Origin of the sequence: Amycolatopsis sp. NBC_00345 (genome assembly GCF_036116635.1) — a bacterium.
In the GTDB taxonomy this organism is placed as follows: Bacteria; Actinomycetota; Actinomycetes; order Mycobacteriales; family Pseudonocardiaceae; genus Amycolatopsis.
On record NZ_CP107995.1, the window covers coordinates 67,168 to 82,133 of the forward strand.

17 protein-coding genes are annotated in these 14,966 nt (G+C 72.2%); 7 read left to right on the forward strand and 10 right to left on the reverse strand.

Annotation, left to right across the window (positions count from 1 at the left end; genetic code table 11):
- Positions 1-31: 31 nt before the first annotated feature.
- Positions 32-667: an NUDIX hydrolase gene (locus OG943_RS00315; protein WP_328607626.1), complete on the reverse strand. Its 636-nt coding sequence runs from the start codon at positions 665-667 to the stop codon at positions 32-34.
- A gap of 192 nt (positions 668-859) precedes the next feature.
- Here OG943_RS00315 and nadA point away from each other — a divergent pair, with 192 nt between their 5' ends.
- From nadA to OG943_RS00335, 4 genes are all read left to right on the forward strand, one after another.
- Positions 860-1,870, forward strand: coding sequence for a quinolinate synthase NadA (nadA, locus tag OG943_RS00320; protein ID WP_328607627.1), 1,011 nt, complete (start codon positions 860-862; stop codon positions 1,868-1,870).
- A complete protein-coding gene (locus OG943_RS00325) occupies positions 1,867-3,510 on the forward strand; it encodes an L-aspartate oxidase (RefSeq protein ID WP_328607628.1) in 1,644 nt (547 codons plus the stop codon). Before nadA ends, OG943_RS00325 begins: the two co-directional genes overlap by 4 nt.
- The gene (gene nadC, locus OG943_RS00330) at positions 3,507-4,406 is read left to right on the forward strand and encodes a carboxylating nicotinate-nucleotide diphosphorylase (RefSeq protein WP_328607629.1); all 900 of its coding nucleotides are present in this window, start codon (positions 3,507-3,509) and stop codon (positions 4,404-4,406) included. The genes OG943_RS00325 and nadC overlap by 4 nt, the downstream gene beginning before the upstream one ends.
- A 74-nt stretch (positions 4,407-4,480) precedes the next feature.
- Complete coding sequence (locus tag OG943_RS00335) at positions 4,481-5,662, forward strand: S8 family serine peptidase (protein WP_442874674.1); 1,182 nt, start codon at positions 4,481-4,483, stop codon at positions 5,660-5,662.
- 11 nt (positions 5,663-5,673) lie between these two features.
- Here OG943_RS00335 and OG943_RS00340 read toward each other — a convergent pair whose 3' ends face one another.
- On the reverse strand, positions 5,674-6,270 hold the full coding sequence (locus OG943_RS00340) for a YdcF family protein (protein ID WP_328607630.1): 597 nt from the start codon (positions 6,268-6,270) through the stop codon (positions 5,674-5,676).
- 77 nt (positions 6,271-6,347) lie between these two features.
- On the opposite strand from OG943_RS00340, the gene OG943_RS00345 reads away from it, so the two are divergent.
- Positions 6,348-6,710: a hypothetical protein gene (locus OG943_RS00345; RefSeq protein WP_328607631.1), complete on the forward strand. Its 363-nt coding sequence runs from the start codon at positions 6,348-6,350 to the stop codon at positions 6,708-6,710.
- Positions 6,711-6,714: 4 nt separating this feature from the next.
- Here the strand turns inward: OG943_RS00345 and OG943_RS00350 are convergent, their stop codons facing one another.
- From OG943_RS00350 to OG943_RS00375, 6 genes are all read right to left on the reverse strand, one after another.
- Complete coding sequence (locus tag OG943_RS00350; RefSeq protein WP_328607632.1) at positions 6,715-7,086, reverse strand: hypothetical protein; 372 nt, start codon at positions 7,084-7,086, stop codon at positions 6,715-6,717.
- On the reverse strand, positions 7,083-8,408 hold the full coding sequence (locus OG943_RS00355; protein WP_328607633.1) for an alpha/beta hydrolase: 1,326 nt from the start codon (positions 8,406-8,408) through the stop codon (positions 7,083-7,085). Before OG943_RS00355 ends, OG943_RS00350 begins: the two co-directional genes overlap by 4 nt.
- Before the next feature lie 17 nt (positions 8,409-8,425).
- Complete coding sequence (locus OG943_RS00360; RefSeq protein ID WP_328607634.1) at positions 8,426-9,730, reverse strand: WXG100 family type VII secretion target; 1,305 nt, start codon at positions 9,728-9,730, stop codon at positions 8,426-8,428.
- Positions 9,727-10,125, reverse strand: coding sequence for a hypothetical protein (locus OG943_RS00365; protein WP_328607635.1), 399 nt, complete (start codon positions 10,123-10,125; stop codon positions 9,727-9,729). Before OG943_RS00365 ends, OG943_RS00360 begins: the two co-directional genes overlap by 4 nt.
- 111 nt (positions 10,126-10,236) lie before the next feature.
- Entirely contained in the window at positions 10,237-10,539 is a 303-nt protein-coding gene (locus tag OG943_RS00370; protein WP_091617569.1) for a hypothetical protein, read from the reverse strand.
- Between the two features lie 19 nt (positions 10,540-10,558).
- Positions 10,559-10,900: a WXG100 family type VII secretion target gene (locus OG943_RS00375; RefSeq protein WP_328607636.1), complete on the reverse strand. Its 342-nt coding sequence runs from the start codon at positions 10,898-10,900 to the stop codon at positions 10,559-10,561.
- Between the two features lie 256 nt (positions 10,901-11,156).
- On the opposite strand from OG943_RS00375, the gene OG943_RS00380 reads away from it, so the two are divergent.
- Both OG943_RS00380 and OG943_RS00385 read left to right on the forward strand, forming a co-directional pair.
- Positions 11,157-12,125 (forward strand): hypothetical protein, encoded by a 969-nt coding sequence (locus OG943_RS00380; RefSeq protein ID WP_328607637.1) that lies wholly within the window; start codon positions 11,157-11,159, stop codon positions 12,123-12,125.
- Between the two features lie 51 nt (positions 12,126-12,176).
- Complete coding sequence (locus OG943_RS00385; RefSeq protein WP_328607638.1) at positions 12,177-13,610, forward strand: class I adenylate-forming enzyme family protein; 1,434 nt, start codon at positions 12,177-12,179, stop codon at positions 13,608-13,610.
- A 1-nt stretch (position 13,611) separates the two neighbouring features.
- Here the strand turns inward: OG943_RS00385 and OG943_RS00390 are convergent, their stop codons facing one another.
- Together OG943_RS00390 and OG943_RS00395 are read right to left on the reverse strand one after the other, a co-directional pair.
- Positions 13,612-14,103 carry a nucleotidyltransferase domain-containing protein gene (locus tag OG943_RS00390; protein ID WP_328607639.1) on the reverse strand — a complete coding sequence of 164 codons (492 nt, stop codon included), beginning with the start codon at positions 14,101-14,103 and terminating at the stop codon, positions 13,612-13,614.
- A gap of 63 nt (positions 14,104-14,166) precedes the next feature.
- Positions 14,167-14,880 (reverse strand): S1 family peptidase, encoded by a 714-nt coding sequence (locus tag OG943_RS00395; protein WP_328607640.1) that lies wholly within the window; start codon positions 14,878-14,880, stop codon positions 14,167-14,169.
- Between the last annotated feature and the right edge of the window lie 86 nt (positions 14,881-14,966).

Genomic DNA, 14,966 nt, shown 5'->3' on the forward strand with positions numbered 1-14,966 from the left:
CGTACGGGTACCCGGGCAGGCTCGCAGTCCGTCACCTTTCAGGTGGCGGCTTGAGGACTGCGAACGGGTCAGTGACCTGCATCCCTTTGCCTGCGAAGGAGAATTGCGCGGCGGGACGGCCGCCGGCCCGACCGGGTGACGTCGTGTGCCCCGTCGGCACAAGCAGTCCGCGGCGGGAGAGCACGCGCTGCAGATTCGTCGCGGAAACCTTGTAGCCGAGCGCCGCGGAGTACAGCCCGCGCAGCTCGGAGACCGTGAACTCCTCGGGTGCCAGGGCGAAACCGAGGTTGGTGTAGCTCAGTTTCGAGCGCAGCCGGTCCCGCGCGCGCAGCACGATCGCCTCGTGGTCGAACGCGGTGCGTGGCAGCGCGTCCACGTCGTGCCACTCCGTGTCCTCGGGCACTTCGGGGTCGACACCGGAGGGGACCAGGCCGAGGAACGCCGTCGCCACGACCCGCGGCCCCGGCACGCGGTCCGGCGCGCTGAACACCGAAAGCTGCTCCACGTGCTTGAGCCGGCGCACGTCGACCTTCTCCGCGAGCTGGCGCCGGATCGAGGTCTCCACGTCCTCGTCCGGGCGCAGCCGGCCGCCCGGCAGGGACCAGCGGCCGAGGTGCGGATCAAGCGCCCGGCGCCAGAGCAGCACCCGCAGTGTGTCCGAGCGCACTTGAAGGACCGCGCCCAGAACCTCGTGGGCGAGGGGGGTCCGGGTGTTAATATGACTTCGCACGGTTTTCGATTATAAGGCGAAAACCCGCCATCGGTCCACAGGAGGGCCAGACGTGAACGAGCTTGCGAGTGAACCATTCAACACTGCGTCTTCGGCTCAGGCCGCACCGAGCTTCAGCGAGGTGGGCGCATGAGTATTACGGTTGAGGCAGACTTCACGCCCTACGGCGGGGTCGAGGCGAACGCCGAATGGGCCGACGAGGTGCGCGCACTCGCCCGCAAACGCGACGCGGTGCTGCTGGCGCACAACTACCAGGTCCCGGAGATCCAGGACATCGCGGACTTCACGGGCGATTCGCTGGCGTTGAGCCGGATCGCGGCGAGCAGCGACGCCTCCACCATCGTCTTCTGCGGCGTGCACTTCATGGCCGAGACGGCGAAGATCCTGGCCCCGCGGAAGACGGTGCTGATCCCCGACGCGCGGGCCGGCTGCTCGCTCGCCGACTCCATCACCGGCGACCAGCTGCGGGAGTGGAAGGCCGAGCACCCCGGCGCGGTGGTGGTGTCCTACGTGAACACGACCGCCGAGGTGAAGGCCGAGACCGACATCTGCTGCACGTCCTCGAACGCCGTGGACGTGGTCGCCTCCATCCCGGCTGACCAGGAGGTTCTCTTCCTGCCGGACCAGTTCCTCGGCGCGCACGTCAAGCGCGTGACCGGCCGGGAGAACATGCACGTCTGGGCCGGGGAGTGCCACGTGCACGCCGGGATCAACGGCGCCGAGCTGGCCGCGCGGGCCGCGGAGAACCCGGACGCCGACCTGTTCATCCACCCCGAGTGCGGCTGCGCGACGTCGGCGCTCTACCTCGCCGGGGAGGGCGCGGTGGCGCCGGAGCGGGTGAAGATCCTCTCCACCGGCGACATGGTGCACGCGGCTCGTGACACCAAGGCGAAGTCGGTTCTGGTGGCCACCGAGATCGGCATGATCCACCAGCTGCGCAAGGCCGCGCCGGAGATCGACTTCCGGGCGGTGAACGAACGGGCGTCGTGCCGGTACATGAAGATGATCACCCCCGCGGCGTTGCTGCGGAGCCTGCGGGACGGCGCGGACGAGGTGCACGTCGACCTCGAAACGGCGGCGAAGGCGCGCGCTTCGGTGCAGCGGATGATCGAAATCGGGCAGTCCGGCGGCGGCGAATGACCACGCCGGTTAATGCTTCGCAGGCTAAAACCCCGGCCTGGGAAGCGCGCGCGGACCTGGTCGTCGTCGGCAGCGGGGTGGCCGGGCTGACGGCCGCGCTGCGGGCACGGGAACTCGGGCTGCACGTCCTCGTGATCACCAAGGCCGCGGTCGCGGACGGCAACACGCGCTGGGCCCAGGGCGGCGTCGCGGTGGTCCTGGAGGGCGAGCACGACCTGGGCGACTCCGTCGCGAAGCACGCCGAGGACACCTTCACCGCGGGTGCGGGCTTGTGCGACGAGGACGCAGCGCGCTCGATCCTCGACGGTGGGCCGGCCGCGGTCGAGCGGTTACGCCGTGGCGGCGCGACCTTCGACGCCGGCACCGAGGGCCTGGCGCGGGCCCGCGAGGGCGGGCACAGCGCGTTCCGCGTGATCCACGCGGGCGGTGACGCCACCGGCGCGGAGGTCGAGCGGACGCTCGTCGCGCAGGCGGGCAGCCGGCGCGTGCCGGTGCTGGAGCACCACATCGCGGTCGACGCGCTGCGCACCCCGGCGGGCGAGGTGGCCGGGGTGACGGTGCTGGACCGTGACGGCGTGCCCGGGGTGGTGCGGGCGTCCGCGGTGCTGCTGGCCAGCGGCGGGTTCGGGCAGCTGTACCAGGCGACGTCGAACCCGGAGATCGCGACCGGCGACGGGCTCGCGCTCGCGCTGCGGGCCGGGGCGACCGTGGCCGACGTCGAGTTCGTGCAGTTTCACCCGACGGTGCTCTACACGCCGGGCGCCCGCGGCCGGTGCCCGCTGGTCACCGAGGCCGTCCGCGGCGAGGGCGCGACCCTCGTCGACGGCGCGGGCGCGTCGGTGATGCACGGCGTGCACCCGCTGGGCGACCTGGCCCCGCGTGACGTCGTCTCGGCGGCGATCACCCGACGGATGGGGCTCGCGCCGGGCGGGGTCGACGACCACGTTTTCCTGGACGCCACCAGCGTTCCCGGCTTCGCGAAGCGGTTCCCGACCGTGTTCGCGGCGTGCGCGGTGCTCGGCGTCGACCCGGCGAAGGACGCGATCCCGGTGACGCCCGCGGCGCACTTCGCATGTGGCGGCGTGGTGACCACTGTGGACGGACGGTCCACCGTGCGCGGCCTGTACGCCGCCGGTGAGGTGGCCCGCACCGGCCTGCACGGCGCGAACCGCCTGGCGTCCAACAGCCTGCTCGAAGGGCTGGTCGTCGGGCATCGGGTGGCCGAGGCCGTGGCCGCGGACCTCGCGGCCGGCCTGCTGCCCGACCCGGCGCGCGGGCGCCTGCCGGCCAGCGCGGTCGCGCCGGCGGCGGATCGCGACGCGTTGCAGCGTGTGATGAGCCGGTACGCCGCCATCGGCCGGGACGCCGACGGGCTGGCCGCCGCCGGATCGGTGCTCGACCTGTCCACGCAGGACAGTCCGCTGTGGACGCACGCGGCGGTCGAGGACGCCGCGCTCACCGTGGCGGCACAGGCTTTGCTCACCGCGGCGGCGCTGCGCACCGAATCGCGGGGCTGCCACGTGCGGACTGATTTCCCCGAGCGGGACGAGCGGGACTGGCGGCGTAGCCAGCTGCTCCGGCTCAGCCTGTCCGGCCAGCCGGTGCTGGCCGAGAAGATCCCACTGGAGGGTGTGGCATGACCGAGCTGTCCGAGATTTCTCCGGCGACTGAGCGCGCGCTGGCCGAAGCCGGGCTGGAGCTGGCCGACGTCCGCCGTGTCGTCACCACGGCGCTGGGCGAGGACCTGCGTTACGGGCCGGACGCCACCACGGCGGCCACGGTGCCGGCCGACACGCGGGCGCTGGCCGAGCTGACCCCCCGCGTGCCCGGTGTCGTCGCCGGGATCCCCGTGGTGCTGGCCGTGTTCGACGCCGTACTGGGCGCGGACTACGAGGTGGTCTCCCGCCGCGAGGACGGCGAACGGCTGGCGGCGGGGGAGCCCGCGCTGGTCGTCCGCGGCCCGGTGCGCGGGCTGCTCACGGCGGAGCGCACGGCGCTGAACCTGCTGTGCCACCTCTCCGGTGTCGCCACGGCGACTGCCGCGTGGGTGTCCGAAGTGGACGGAACCGGCGCGGCGATCCGTGACTCCCGTAAGACGATGCCGGGGCTGCGGCTGCTGCAGAAGTACGCGGTCCGCTGCGGCGGCGGGGTCAACCACCGGCTCGGGCTCGGCGACGCGGTGCTGATCAAGGACAACCACGTCGTCGCGGCCGGCTCCGTCACCGCCGCGCTGGCGGCCGCCCGGGAGCACGCCCCGGAGCTGGCGTGCGAGGTCGAGGTGGACGACCTGGCGCAGCTGGACGAGGCGCTCGCCGCGCACGCGGACGAGGTGCTGCTGGACAACTTCACGCCGGAGGAGTGCGCGAAAGCGGTGGAGCGCCGGGATCAGCTGTCGCCGAAGACGCGGCTGGAATCCTCTGGCGGCCTGACCCTCGGCCGTGGTAGGGCCTACGCCGAGTCCGGTGTGGACTATCTGTCGGTGGGCGGCCTGACCCATTCCTCGCCGGCGTTGGACCTCGGGATGGACCTGCGCTGACGCCTGTTCCCGCGGCGCCCTCTCCATTAGAATCCCGTTGTCGGACATCGGGATTTCGAGGGGAGGGCGCCGCGGTGAGGTTGCCAGCCGTTGTCGCTGTCGCTGTCGGTGGCCTCGTGGCGCTGGGCGTGCCCGTCGTCACGGCCGGTCCTGCGAATGCCTTGGCGCAGTGCGCGAACCCGTCCGGCACGTACACCGGCGCGGTGCCCTGGGGGCAGCGGCTGGTCGACCCGCAGCGGCTCTGGCCGCTCTCCCGCGGCGAGGGCCAGCTGGTGGCCGTGATCGGCACCGGCGTCGACGGGCAGAACGCGCAGTTCGCGCCCGGGCAGGTGCTGAACGGCGCGGGGGCGACGCCGTCGGACTGCGACGGCCGCGGCACGATCGCCGCCGGGATCGTCGGGGCGCAGCCGGACGACGCGACCACGTTCACCGGCCTCGCACCCGGCGCGAAGATACTTCCCTTGCGCTACACGGAAAGCAACGGCTCGTCGGCCGAGGGCGGCGGTGACCCGGGCGCGCTGGCCGGCGCGATCGGCACGGCGCTGGACCGCGGCGCGAGTGTGCTGCTGATCGCCGTCCCGGCCGGCTCCGACAGCCCGAGCCTCGACGCGGCGGTGGACCGCGCGCGGGCCAGCGGCGCGGTGGTCGTCTCCCCGGCGGCCGCGACGCAGCAGGGCGCGCACTCGTACCCCACGGCGTCCTCCGGCGTGCTCGCGGTCGGCTCGACGAACCAGGCGGGCCAGCCCGTGCAGACCGAATCCGGTGACTACCTGGGTGTTGCCGCCCCGGGCGCGAACCTGGTGAGCACGTCGGCGGGCGGGGGCGGTTCCGTCGCGCACCGCTGGCCCGTCACGGATCCCGGCCTGGCGGCGGCGTACGTGGCCGGGGTCGCGGCACTGGTGCGCGCGGCGCACCCGAACCTCACCGGCGACCAGGTTGTCACCCGGCTGACGCTGACCGCGTCCCGCCCGCAGTCCGGCGCGCACGACTCGCGCCGCGGCTGGGGCGTGGTGGACGCGTACGCAGCGGTGTCGTCCACGCTGCCCGCCGACGTGCTCGGCCCGGGCGTCCAGGTCCGCCCGGCGCCGGTGCCCGCGGTGGTCCCGGCCGCCGCGCCCGCTCGCCCGGCCACCGACCTGGCCGCGGGCGTGATCGGGCTGGGCGGGGTGGTGGCCGCCGCCGCGGCGGGCTTCGCGGTCGCCGCGGTCCGGCGGGGGAAGCGCCGCTCCTGGCGGCCGTCACGCTTCGGTTCCTGAACCGCGCGGAGCTACTGGCCGAGGCCGCGTTTGCCCTGGGCCAGGGCGCGCAGACCGTACAGCGCGAACAGGGGTTTGACCGGCCACGCCTCCCCGAGCCGGTAGTCGGCGGCGCGTACCAGGCGTTGGGCGAGGTCGGGACGTTGATGGTGCAGGTAGAGGCGAGCCTTCAGCGCGTGCAGCGGATTCGACACGATCTTGATCTGGTCCGCGTCTTCGATCAGGGGGATCACGTTTTCGACGTTCTGCCAGGTGCTTCGCGATCGTTCCTCCAGCCGTACCTCGCCGGTGAAGCCGCACTCTGCTCTTGCGTAACGCGCCAGCAGGGCCGCCTCCGAGACCGAGTCCGCGTGGGCTGCGCCGCCGGAGCAGACCAGTATCGAGCCGGCCAATGCGGGGTCGATGGAACGCAACGCCGCGCGTACCCGCCACCGGTTCAATGTGTTGGCACGGTTGCTGCCCGTGTTCCGGTACCCGAGCACGACCACCGCCTCGGAACGGGCGGACAGGTGCTCGTGCACCAGCGCACGACTTGCCCGCCAGTGCACGAACTCGCTCCACGCGACCAAGCCGAAGATCCCGAAAATCACCAGCGGTTTCCGTGCCATGGACTCGATCTTCTCGCATGCGCAAGATGGTCAGGTGACAGCTGGCGGGTCAGGCACCGTTACCGGAAGGCGGAGACATGGCACAGCGGGGACGAGTACTGGTGATCGGTCTTGACCCGGCCCGGTTGGAGGAGTGGGATCCCGCGCCGGTCCAGGCGGCGATCGTCCGTGGTGACGCCCGGTTCGAGGCGTACGGCATCGAGGCCGACACCTGCCTGGTGGTCGTCGACGAGGATCCTGAAGGGACGATCGAGGCGGCGCTGGACGGCGGGGACTACGCCTGTGTGGTGGTCGGCGGCGGGATCCGGGGCTACGAGCCGTTGCTCGAGCTGTTCGAGAAGGTGGTCAACCTGATCCGGGTGCACGCGCCGGACGCGGCCATCGCCTTCAACAGCAGCCCCGAAGACAGCGCCGACGCCGCGTTGCGCTGGCTGCGGTAGCGCGTCAGCCCACCACAACGCAGCGGGTGGATCCGACGATCGCGACGCCCGTGCCGGTGCGTGCGACGTGCACGGTGAAGTCCGCGCCGTCGCGGCTGAACCGCGCGATCAGCTCCATCGCGGTGCTGCGGTCGTGCGCCTGCCAGCCCGCGGACTCCAGCATCGGCAGCACGGCCTCGGCCAGCCGCCGTTCGCCGGAGGTGCACTGTTCGAGGCGGACGCCGTACTGCCAGCAGACGAGGTGGCCGGGCTCGGCCGGGTCGCAGTCCAGCTCGCCTTCGACGGTGCGGACGGCGCCTTCGCCGAACAGTCCGGCGACGCTGTTGATCACCGCCGTCAGGTCGACGGCCAGGTCGTCCAGTCCCCGGGTGATCACGGCATGACCCCCATCGAATCCTGCGGCGTGACAACGGGCGCGGGCGTGAGCTGGCCACCGGTGAGCACCCCGTAGATGTTCTCCCACGAGTCCGAACCCGGCTTGAGCACACCGCTGTGCGCCGAAAGGCCCCACTGCGTGTCGCCCGCCGCGTCGTGCCCGGTGGCGAGGTCCGTGACGCCGGGGAAGGTGTCCGGGTCGGCGCCGTGGCCGATGCCCGTCCACTCCGCGCCCCACGCGTTGCCCTGCGCGATCACGATCGGGTCGAGCGGCGCGGTCATCGAGAAGCGCTGCACGCCGGCCTGGCTCGCCGGCAGGTCGGCCGGGCTCCACACGCCGTGGCCCATGCCCGCCGACTCCACGTGCAGCACCCGGTCGACGGCGAGGCCCTGCTGGTCGGCGAGCCCGACGGTCGCGCCGCCGTAGCTGTGGCCGATCGCGGTGATGGTCGCGTCGCCGCCGGTCTGGGCGTTGACCTGGCCGCGCAGCTCGTCGCCGAACGTCTTGAGGTCGGGCGCCATCGTCTGCGCGTAACTCGCGTCGGGGCCTTGGGTGACGGCGTTCTGCGGGAAGACGCCGTCGGCCCAGACGACCATCGCAGTCCGGCTGGACGGGTCGGCGGCGACGAGGCTCTTGCCGAGGTCGGCGTAACTCTGGAAGTTGTCCATCCGCGTGTTCACGCCGGGCACGAAGAGGCCGACGTTGCGGGTGCCCGGCTCGATGTTCCCGACCAGCTCGGCGATCCGCCCGTTCCCGGCCGGGTCGAACCGCAGGATCTGCCGGTTGTTGGCCAGGATGTCCTGGTACAGCGCGATCTTGCGCTGCGAGGCGGAGATGGCGTCGGCGTCCCCGCCGCTCGCCTGGAGCTGCTTGAGCCGGTCCTGCTCGGCGGTGAGGGCGTCGGACACCTTGGTGCGGTTGGTGGCGATCGCGTTCGCCCACGCGCCGCTCGTCGCGGCCCCGGCGGGGGTGCCCGCCTTCGGCAGCGGATCCTCCGGCAGCAGCGCGCGGTACATCGCGGCCACCTGCTCGTCGGCCCGGCGGTAGCCCGCCGCGGCCGACGTCAGTCCATTCTGGAGTGTCTGGGCGCGCTTGACCTGTTCGCCGAGCTTCTCGCCCAGCTCGGTCATCGTCTTCGTGAACGTCGCCGCCGCGGCGGCCGAGGTGGATACCCGGCCGAACGCGGTGGCGGTCACCTTCTCGCCCGCCACGGCTTTCTGCGCCGTGGCGAGCGTGCCCGCCCGGCCGCCGAGTTCGGCCGCCGCCGCGTCGAGTTTCGCCGGGGCGACCCGGTAACCCCCGGCCGTGCCAACAGAAGTCACCGAGCCGCCGTCGGCCATCAGTACGCTTCCGGTTCTTCGCCGATCACGGACGGGGCCACCGGCGCCTGCTGGCCCCAGACGTTCTCCGTCTCCACCAGCCACGCCGGGATCCGGCGGCCGGAGCCGAGGTCGCCGCCCGCGCCCATGCCGCCCATCGGCATCATGGGCATCATCGGCATCGCGCTCTTGGCCGCCGCGCCCGCGGCACCGGCCGCGCCGCCCGCGAGTCCACTGAGGACGTTCGACGCGCCGCCGTCGCCGGCCAGCCCGGAGTGCGCGGCCGGGACGTCGCCGGGGCCGGTGAGGCCGCCGCCGGTGGGGACTCCGCCGCCACCGAGCGAAGGAGCGTCGCCCCCGCCGATCGGGACGCCGCCGCCGGCGCCGCCCTCGGTGCCCGCGCCGCCGCCGAGCTTCGTACCGGGCGGCTCTTCCTTCTTGTCGTCCGGGTTCTTGCCGTTCGCCCAGCCCGGGACCTTCGGCATGATCGAGCCGAACCGGCCGAACGCGGCGGCCGAGGCCGCGGCGAGGCCGGCGGTGAACATGTCGCCGAACAGCGGGCTGCCCGCGGCGGCCGGGGCACCGGTGCCGGGCGTGACCGGCGGTGTGGTGCCGTCGACCGGCAGCGGGTGCGTGTCGACGGGAGTGCCGACGACCGTGCCCGGGCCGGTCAGGGTGTTGCCGGCGACGCCGCCGCCCGAAGCCCCGCCCCCCGCGGCGGGCGGCTGCGGCGGGGTGGCCGCGTTCGGCGACACCGGGATCGAGTCCTCGGCGACGGTGTAGTTCGTGGCCAGCTGGCTCATCACGACGATCGCCTTGGCGTGCGCGGAGCCCGCGGCGTTCGCGGCCTGCTGCTGCGTCTCGACGTTCGTGATGGCCTGCTGCCGCTGCTGGGCCGCGGCGATCATGGTGGCCTGCGACGAGTCCGGCGGCAGCAGCGGCGGGTTCACGGCGAGCGCGACGTCGGTGGGGGAGACGTCCGGCACCGAGACCGGCGGCGGCATCTCCGTCTTGGCCTTGACGAGCGCTTCCGAGGCGTCTTCGAGCATGTGCTGCATGCCCTGCGCGGTCTGCGCGACCTTCCGGATCCCGCCGACCAGGTCGGTGATCATCGTCTGGTACTTCTCGGCCGCGCCGCCGGTCCACGAGCCGGAGAAGTCCGACAGCTCCTTGGACAGGTTCTCGGCCTGCTCGTGCAGCCCGATCGCGGTGGAGTTCCACTGGTCGGCGGCGGCCTGGGCGCTGCTCGGGTCGCCGGCCTGGAGCATCGCGTACAGCTGCTGGTGCGTGTACGCGGCGAAGTTGGTGTGCGCGGTGTCCGTCATCCCTCGGTCCCCCCGGAATTCGCGTTGCCGCCACCGCCGAGGCCCAGCAGCGAGAGCAGCGGATCCAGCAGCCCGGTCTCCTGACCCGACTGGTCCAGGTCGCCGGCCACGTTCTGGTCGGCCTGCTCGTAGCCGTCGGCCACGGTGGTGGTCACGTCCTGCGCGAACGTGATCGCGCTGCGGACCTGGTCCAGAAGTCCCTGCATCTCGGCGACGGCCGCGTGGTGCGCCTCGACGAGCGAGGCGGCCTCGCCGAACTCCCCGAACAGCAGCGGGTGGTCGCCGAGGGTGAGCAGGAAGTCGTTCGGCTTGGACATCGCGTGGATCTGGGTCTCCAGCTCCTGCACGAAGTCCTTCAGTGATTGCAGATGCACGTAGTACGACTGGTCGGGCATCGTTCTCCAGACCCTCTCGTGGGGTGCGGGCGGTGGTACGGACCGGAAAAGCCGGCCGTCCGGTGCGAGCGGGGGGTTTCTCGCACCGGACGGCCGACGTGGGGAGCGCCCTCAGCCCGCGAACAGGCCCTGGTTGCGATTCTCCAGCTGGGACTGGAGGTCGTGGGCGTCGCCCACCTTCCCGCCGAACTGCGCGATGATCGCGACGATGTCGGCAGTGGCCTGCCGCAGCCGGGTCTCCGACTGGCGGGCGGCCTCACCGGCGGAGCTGCCGGAGGCGTACCAGGTCGAGGTGATCGGCTGCAGGTTCTGGTGCAGCTGCTCGAGCTGGGAGGTCAGTGCCTTGGCCTTGGCGGCCAGTGACGCCGAGCTGTACTGCAGCGCGGCGAAGTTGATTTCGACGACGTCAGCCATCTTCTCGTGTCCTCTCGGCTCAAAGGTTGAGTCGAGGGATGACATTGCCCTCGACGCTGTGGCTGACGCTCTGGAAGCTCTGGTGCACGTCCGAGTCGCCGCTGTTGTAGTTCGTGTGGCTCGTGTGGACCAGCTGGGACATGGTGTCCAGCTCGCGGACCGCGGAGGTCATCTTCTCCTGGAGCCGGCGCTGCAGGTCCCAGAACGCGACGGCCTGGTCACCCTTGTAGTTGCGCAGCGTTTCGGACAGCTCCGACTCCAAGCTGGCCATGGTGGTCTTGGCGTTGGACGCCGTCTCCTCGAAGCCCTGGACGGCGCGCGTCATAGCAGCTGAATCTGCCTGGAATCCCGGACTGGACATCGGCGGGCCACCTCCTTCCCTCTCGCGGAAAAATCCCGGTGCGCGGGCAGGCTCACCCTGCCCGCGCGTTGTGAATGTCACGCTAGAAAAGGCGGGGTCGCGGTCAAACGGCACAACTGCCGGTCGTGATGACGGCACTATTACCCACAGGGGCCGGAGTAGGGCTGGCCCCACCTCGCGAGCGGGGTTGTCCTCACCTCGCTGCCGGGGGTCTTCTCCAGTGCCCCGCGGCGCGTTCGGCGAGACGCTCGAACCCATGACTTACTGGGGAAACACGCTTTACCGGGTGCGTGCGCTGCACCGCCCGCTGGTGGTGCTGGCGGGCGCGATGGCGGTGCTGCTCGTCGCCTCGGCCCTCGGGCTCCTGGTCGATGATCGCACGCTCGTCAACGCGCCGATCTGGGCGAAACCGTTCAAGTTCGCGGTGTCGGTGGGGCTGTACGCGCTGACGCTGGCGTGGCTGCTGTCGCTGCTGACCCGCGGCCGCCGGGTGGGCTGGTGGCTCGGCACGGTGTTCGCCGTCGGCATCGGCGCCGACATGACCATGCTGGTGTGGCAGGTGGTCTTCCGGGACCGCACGCTGCACTTCAACCAGGCGACGCCGGCGGACCAGGCGATCAACAACTACGTGGCGACCGGCGCGTTCAGCGCGTGGGGCGCGACCGCGGCGGTGGTCGTGCTGCTGATGTTCCAGAAGCTGCCGGACCGCGCGCTCGCGGCGTCGCTGCGCTGGGGGACGGCGCTCGCGACTGTCGGGATCGGACTGGCGCTGCTGATGTTCTCGCCCACTCCGGCGCAGCAGGCGGTGTGGGCGGCGGGAGGCAAGCCGTCGACGGTCGGGGGCCACACGGTGGGGCCGTCCGACGGCGGCCCCGGGCTGCCGCTGCTGGGCTGGAGCACCGTCGGGGGAGACCTGCGCATCCCGCACTTCGTGGGCATCCACGCGATCCAGGCGCTGCCGCTGCTCGCGCTCGGCCTGGCGGCGCTGGCCCGGCGGTACCCGGTGCTGTCTTCGGACGTGGTGCGCCGCCGGCTCGTGTGGACCGCGGCGGCCGGGTACGCCGGGCTGATCGCGCTGGTGACCTGGCAGGCGTTGCGCGGCCAGTCGATCGTCCGGCCGGACTTCTGGACGCTGGCCGCCGCCACGGGGCTGATCGCGCTGGTCGGCGGGGGCGTCGCGCTGTCCCTGCGGTCACGGAAGGTGTTCGCTCTGACGGAATTCTGAGAACTCTCCGATAGGCATGGCCGCGATCCCCGGCACACGAAGGGCGTGGACATGGTCTATCCGCAAGCACTGCTGGACGCGCTCGCCCGGGAGCCGGGGAAGCCGGCCTTCGAGCACGGGGCCCGGGTGGTCACCCGGGGGGAGACGCTGGACCTGGTCGGCCGCTTCACCGTCGCGCTGCGCGGGCTGGGGCTGGGGCCGGGCGACGGCGTCGGCCTCGCGACCGGCGTGACCCCCGAGGCCTGGGCCGCGCAGATCGCGGCCCAGGTGCTGGGCTGCCGCGCGGTGGGGGTCCGCCCGGGCCTGCCGGCGGCGCACCTGCGGGAGATCGTCACGGACCTGGCCGCCGTGGTCGTCGACGAGCACGGCGACACACCGGAGCTGCGCGCGACGGCGACGGGGGCCAAGATCCTCCCGATCGGCCCGGAGCTGCCGGCGTATGAGGACCCGGTGCCGCAGGGGCGGCCCGAGGACATCGGCTGGGTCGTGTTCACCAGCGGCAGCACGGGTGTGCCGAAGGGCGCGGCGTTCAGCTACGCGGCGCTGGCGGCGCGCGGGCCGGAGTACCGCGGCCCGGCGGGCTGGGGCGTCACCGAGGCCTACCGGCGGTTCCTGCTGTTCGGGACGCTGACCAGCGCGGTGATGCTGATGCACCTGGAGGCGTGCCTGCTCGCCGGCGGCACGGCCGTGATCCCGGACCGGCTGCCCGACTTCCCGTGGGTGCTGCCGCGGCTCGACGTCACGGCCGCGCTGATGACCGTGCCCCGGCTGTACCAGGTGCTCGGCGTGCTGCGCGGCGAGGACGTCGACCTGTCCGCCCTGCGGGCGCTGACCGTCGCGGGCTCGCCGGTGACGCCGGGGCTGATGGCGGAGGCGTTCGAGCGGATCGGCCCCGGCATCCAGCAGGGGTACGGGCAGACGGAGACCGGGAAGCTGACGATCCTGACGGCCGAGGACGTCGCCCGGCACCCGTCGGCGCTGGGCTCGGTGGGACGGTCGTTGGGACGGGTTTCCGTTGAGGTGCGGGAGGATTCCGAGGTTTACGTGCGGACGCCGACCGCGTTCGCGGGCTACTGGAACAACCCGGAGCTGACGGCTTCGGTGCTGCGCGACGGCTGGGTCCGCACCCAGGACGTCGGCCGGCTGGACGCCGCCGGCTTCCTGCACCTGACCGGGCGGACGCGCGACGTGGTCATCGTCAACGCGATCATCCATTATGCGGGGCCGATCGAGCGCGCGCTCGCCTCGCATGCCGAGGTGGACCAGGCGTACGTGGTGGGGGCGCCGGACGAGCGGACGGGGGAGGCGATGCACGCGTTCATCGTCGCGTCGCCGGGCGGCTCGCCGGACTTCGGGCAGCTGCGCGCGCTGGTCGCCGCGGAGTTGGGGGACGCGTCGGTGCCCGCGACGTTCCGGATGATCGACGCGGTACCGGTTGCCGCTTCGGGGAAGCCGGACGTGGCGGCGCTGCTTTCCTTGCTGTAGGTCAGAATTCTGTGCTGACTTGGAATTGTGCGCGCAGCTCGCGCATATCGGCGACGTCGTGGGGCCGTGGCTCGTAACCTCGGTGGAAGTAGAGCTGCTGGGCCACGGAGATGCAGGGCACCGGCGTGCCCGCGATCTCGCCGGTGACAAAACAGGCTGCGGGGTAAGCGAAAGTGCCGCCGTGGTCGTCGGCTGCCTGCGTGGCGGAGCCGTCGGGCGCGAAGTGGAGGGGGTGCAGGTCCAGCTCGGCGCCGTCGTCGCGGGTGAGGACGAAGCGCACGGGGCGGGCGTTCTCTGTCTCGCGGAAGTCGTCGAGTGCTTGGAGCACCGCGATTTCCTGCTCGGCGCGGTGCAGCAGGTCGAGGTCGCGGTGCTCGCGGGTCTGACGGCGCAGCAGCGCGTCGATGCCCCAGCCGCCGGCTAGGTGGACGTCGAGGTCCCGGGCGCGCAGGCGGTCGAGGATCTCCAACGCGGTGGCGGCGGGCATCGTCATGGCTGCGATTAAACCGCCCGCCGCACGGGAAACGTGCGGCGGGCGGTGGTTGTTCGCGTCCGGTCAGACCCCTGCGGTGGAGGAGATCCAGTCGCGGCTGGCGGCGACGCTGGCGTAGTTCTGCGTGCCGTTCTTGTCACTGCCGGAGTTCTCGCCGGTCGAGCAGACGCCGACCTGCACGCCGTTGTCCAGCTGGGGGCCGCCCGAGTCGCCGTGCCACGACGAGCCGCTGACGCCCTTGCTGGCGATCGCGGTGCCGTTGAAGGCGTCGGTGCTGCTGCCGGTGACCTGGACGTCGGCGGTCTTCAGGGTGTCCGAGGGCGGGCTGTTGCCCTCGGTGCGGCCCCAGCCGTAGATCTGGTTGGTGGCGCCCTTGTCCGGGTCGCCGGTGCCCAGCTTCATGAACGTGGTGTCCACAGCGGACGCCAGGTGCAGCAGCGCGATGTCCCCGTTGGGCGAGGCCTTCTGCTGGTCGACGGCGACCTCGGTGCCCTTCCCGAGCGCGACGTCGCCCACCTTGACGTGCATGCCCGGCTCGTTCAGGCAGTGCTGCGCCGTGAGCACCCACTGCGGCGCGATGATCGTGCCGGAGCACTCGAACCCGCCGAAGTCGGTGGCGTCGTTCCAGAAGATCTGCGCACCCCACGGCGCCGAGCTGACGGTCGTGCCGCCGATGATGTTGGTCCCGGCGGTCCCGGCACTGGCCGTCCCCGCCGACACGATGCTCAGCGCCGCAGCCGCCCCGGCCGCGACAGCTACAGCCTTCGACAAACGCATAAAGTCCCCTTGGCTCAACGGAAATCGTCCCGGACGAAACGATTTCACCAACGTAGGAGAGGGGATGGTGATTTTGTAACCTACCG

Coding starts and splice junctions, on each gene's coding strand:
- OG943_RS00375 (WP_328607636.1), bottom strand. CDS start 10,900: ATGTCCAGTCCGGGATTCCAGGCAGATTCAGCTGCTATGACGCGCGCC.
- OG943_RS00340 (WP_328607630.1), bottom strand. CDS start 6,270: ATGGCACGGAAACCGCTGGTGATTTTCGGGATCTTCGGCTTGGTCGCG.
- OG943_RS00325 (WP_328607628.1), top strand. CDS start 1,867: ATGACCACGCCGGTTAATGCTTCGCAGGCTAAAACCCCGGCCTGGGAA.
- OG943_RS00380 (WP_328607637.1), top strand. CDS start 11,157: ATGACTTACTGGGGAAACACGCTTTACCGGGTGCGTGCGCTGCACCGC.
- nadC (WP_328607629.1), top strand. CDS start 3,507: ATGACCGAGCTGTCCGAGATTTCTCCGGCGACTGAGCGCGCGCTGGCC.
- OG943_RS00385 (WP_328607638.1), top strand. CDS start 12,177: ATGGTCTATCCGCAAGCACTGCTGGACGCGCTCGCCCGGGAGCCGGGG.
- OG943_RS00370 (WP_091617569.1), bottom strand. CDS start 10,539: ATGGCTGACGTCGTCGAAATCAACTTCGCCGCGCTGCAGTACAGCTCG.
- OG943_RS00395 (WP_328607640.1), bottom strand. CDS start 14,880: ATGCGTTTGTCGAAGGCTGTAGCTGTCGCGGCCGGGGCGGCTGCGGCG.
- nadA (WP_328607627.1), top strand. CDS start 860: ATGAGTATTACGGTTGAGGCAGACTTCACGCCCTACGGCGGGGTCGAG.
- OG943_RS00390 (WP_328607639.1), bottom strand. CDS start 14,103: ATGACGATGCCCGCCGCCACCGCGTTGGAGATCCTCGACCGCCTGCGC.
- OG943_RS00365 (WP_328607635.1), bottom strand. CDS start 10,125: ATGCCCGACCAGTCGTACTACGTGCATCTGCAATCACTGAAGGACTTC.
- OG943_RS00345 (WP_328607631.1), top strand. CDS start 6,348: ATGGCACAGCGGGGACGAGTACTGGTGATCGGTCTTGACCCGGCCCGG.
- OG943_RS00360 (WP_328607634.1), bottom strand. CDS start 9,730: ATGACGGACACCGCGCACACCAACTTCGCCGCGTACACGCACCAGCAG.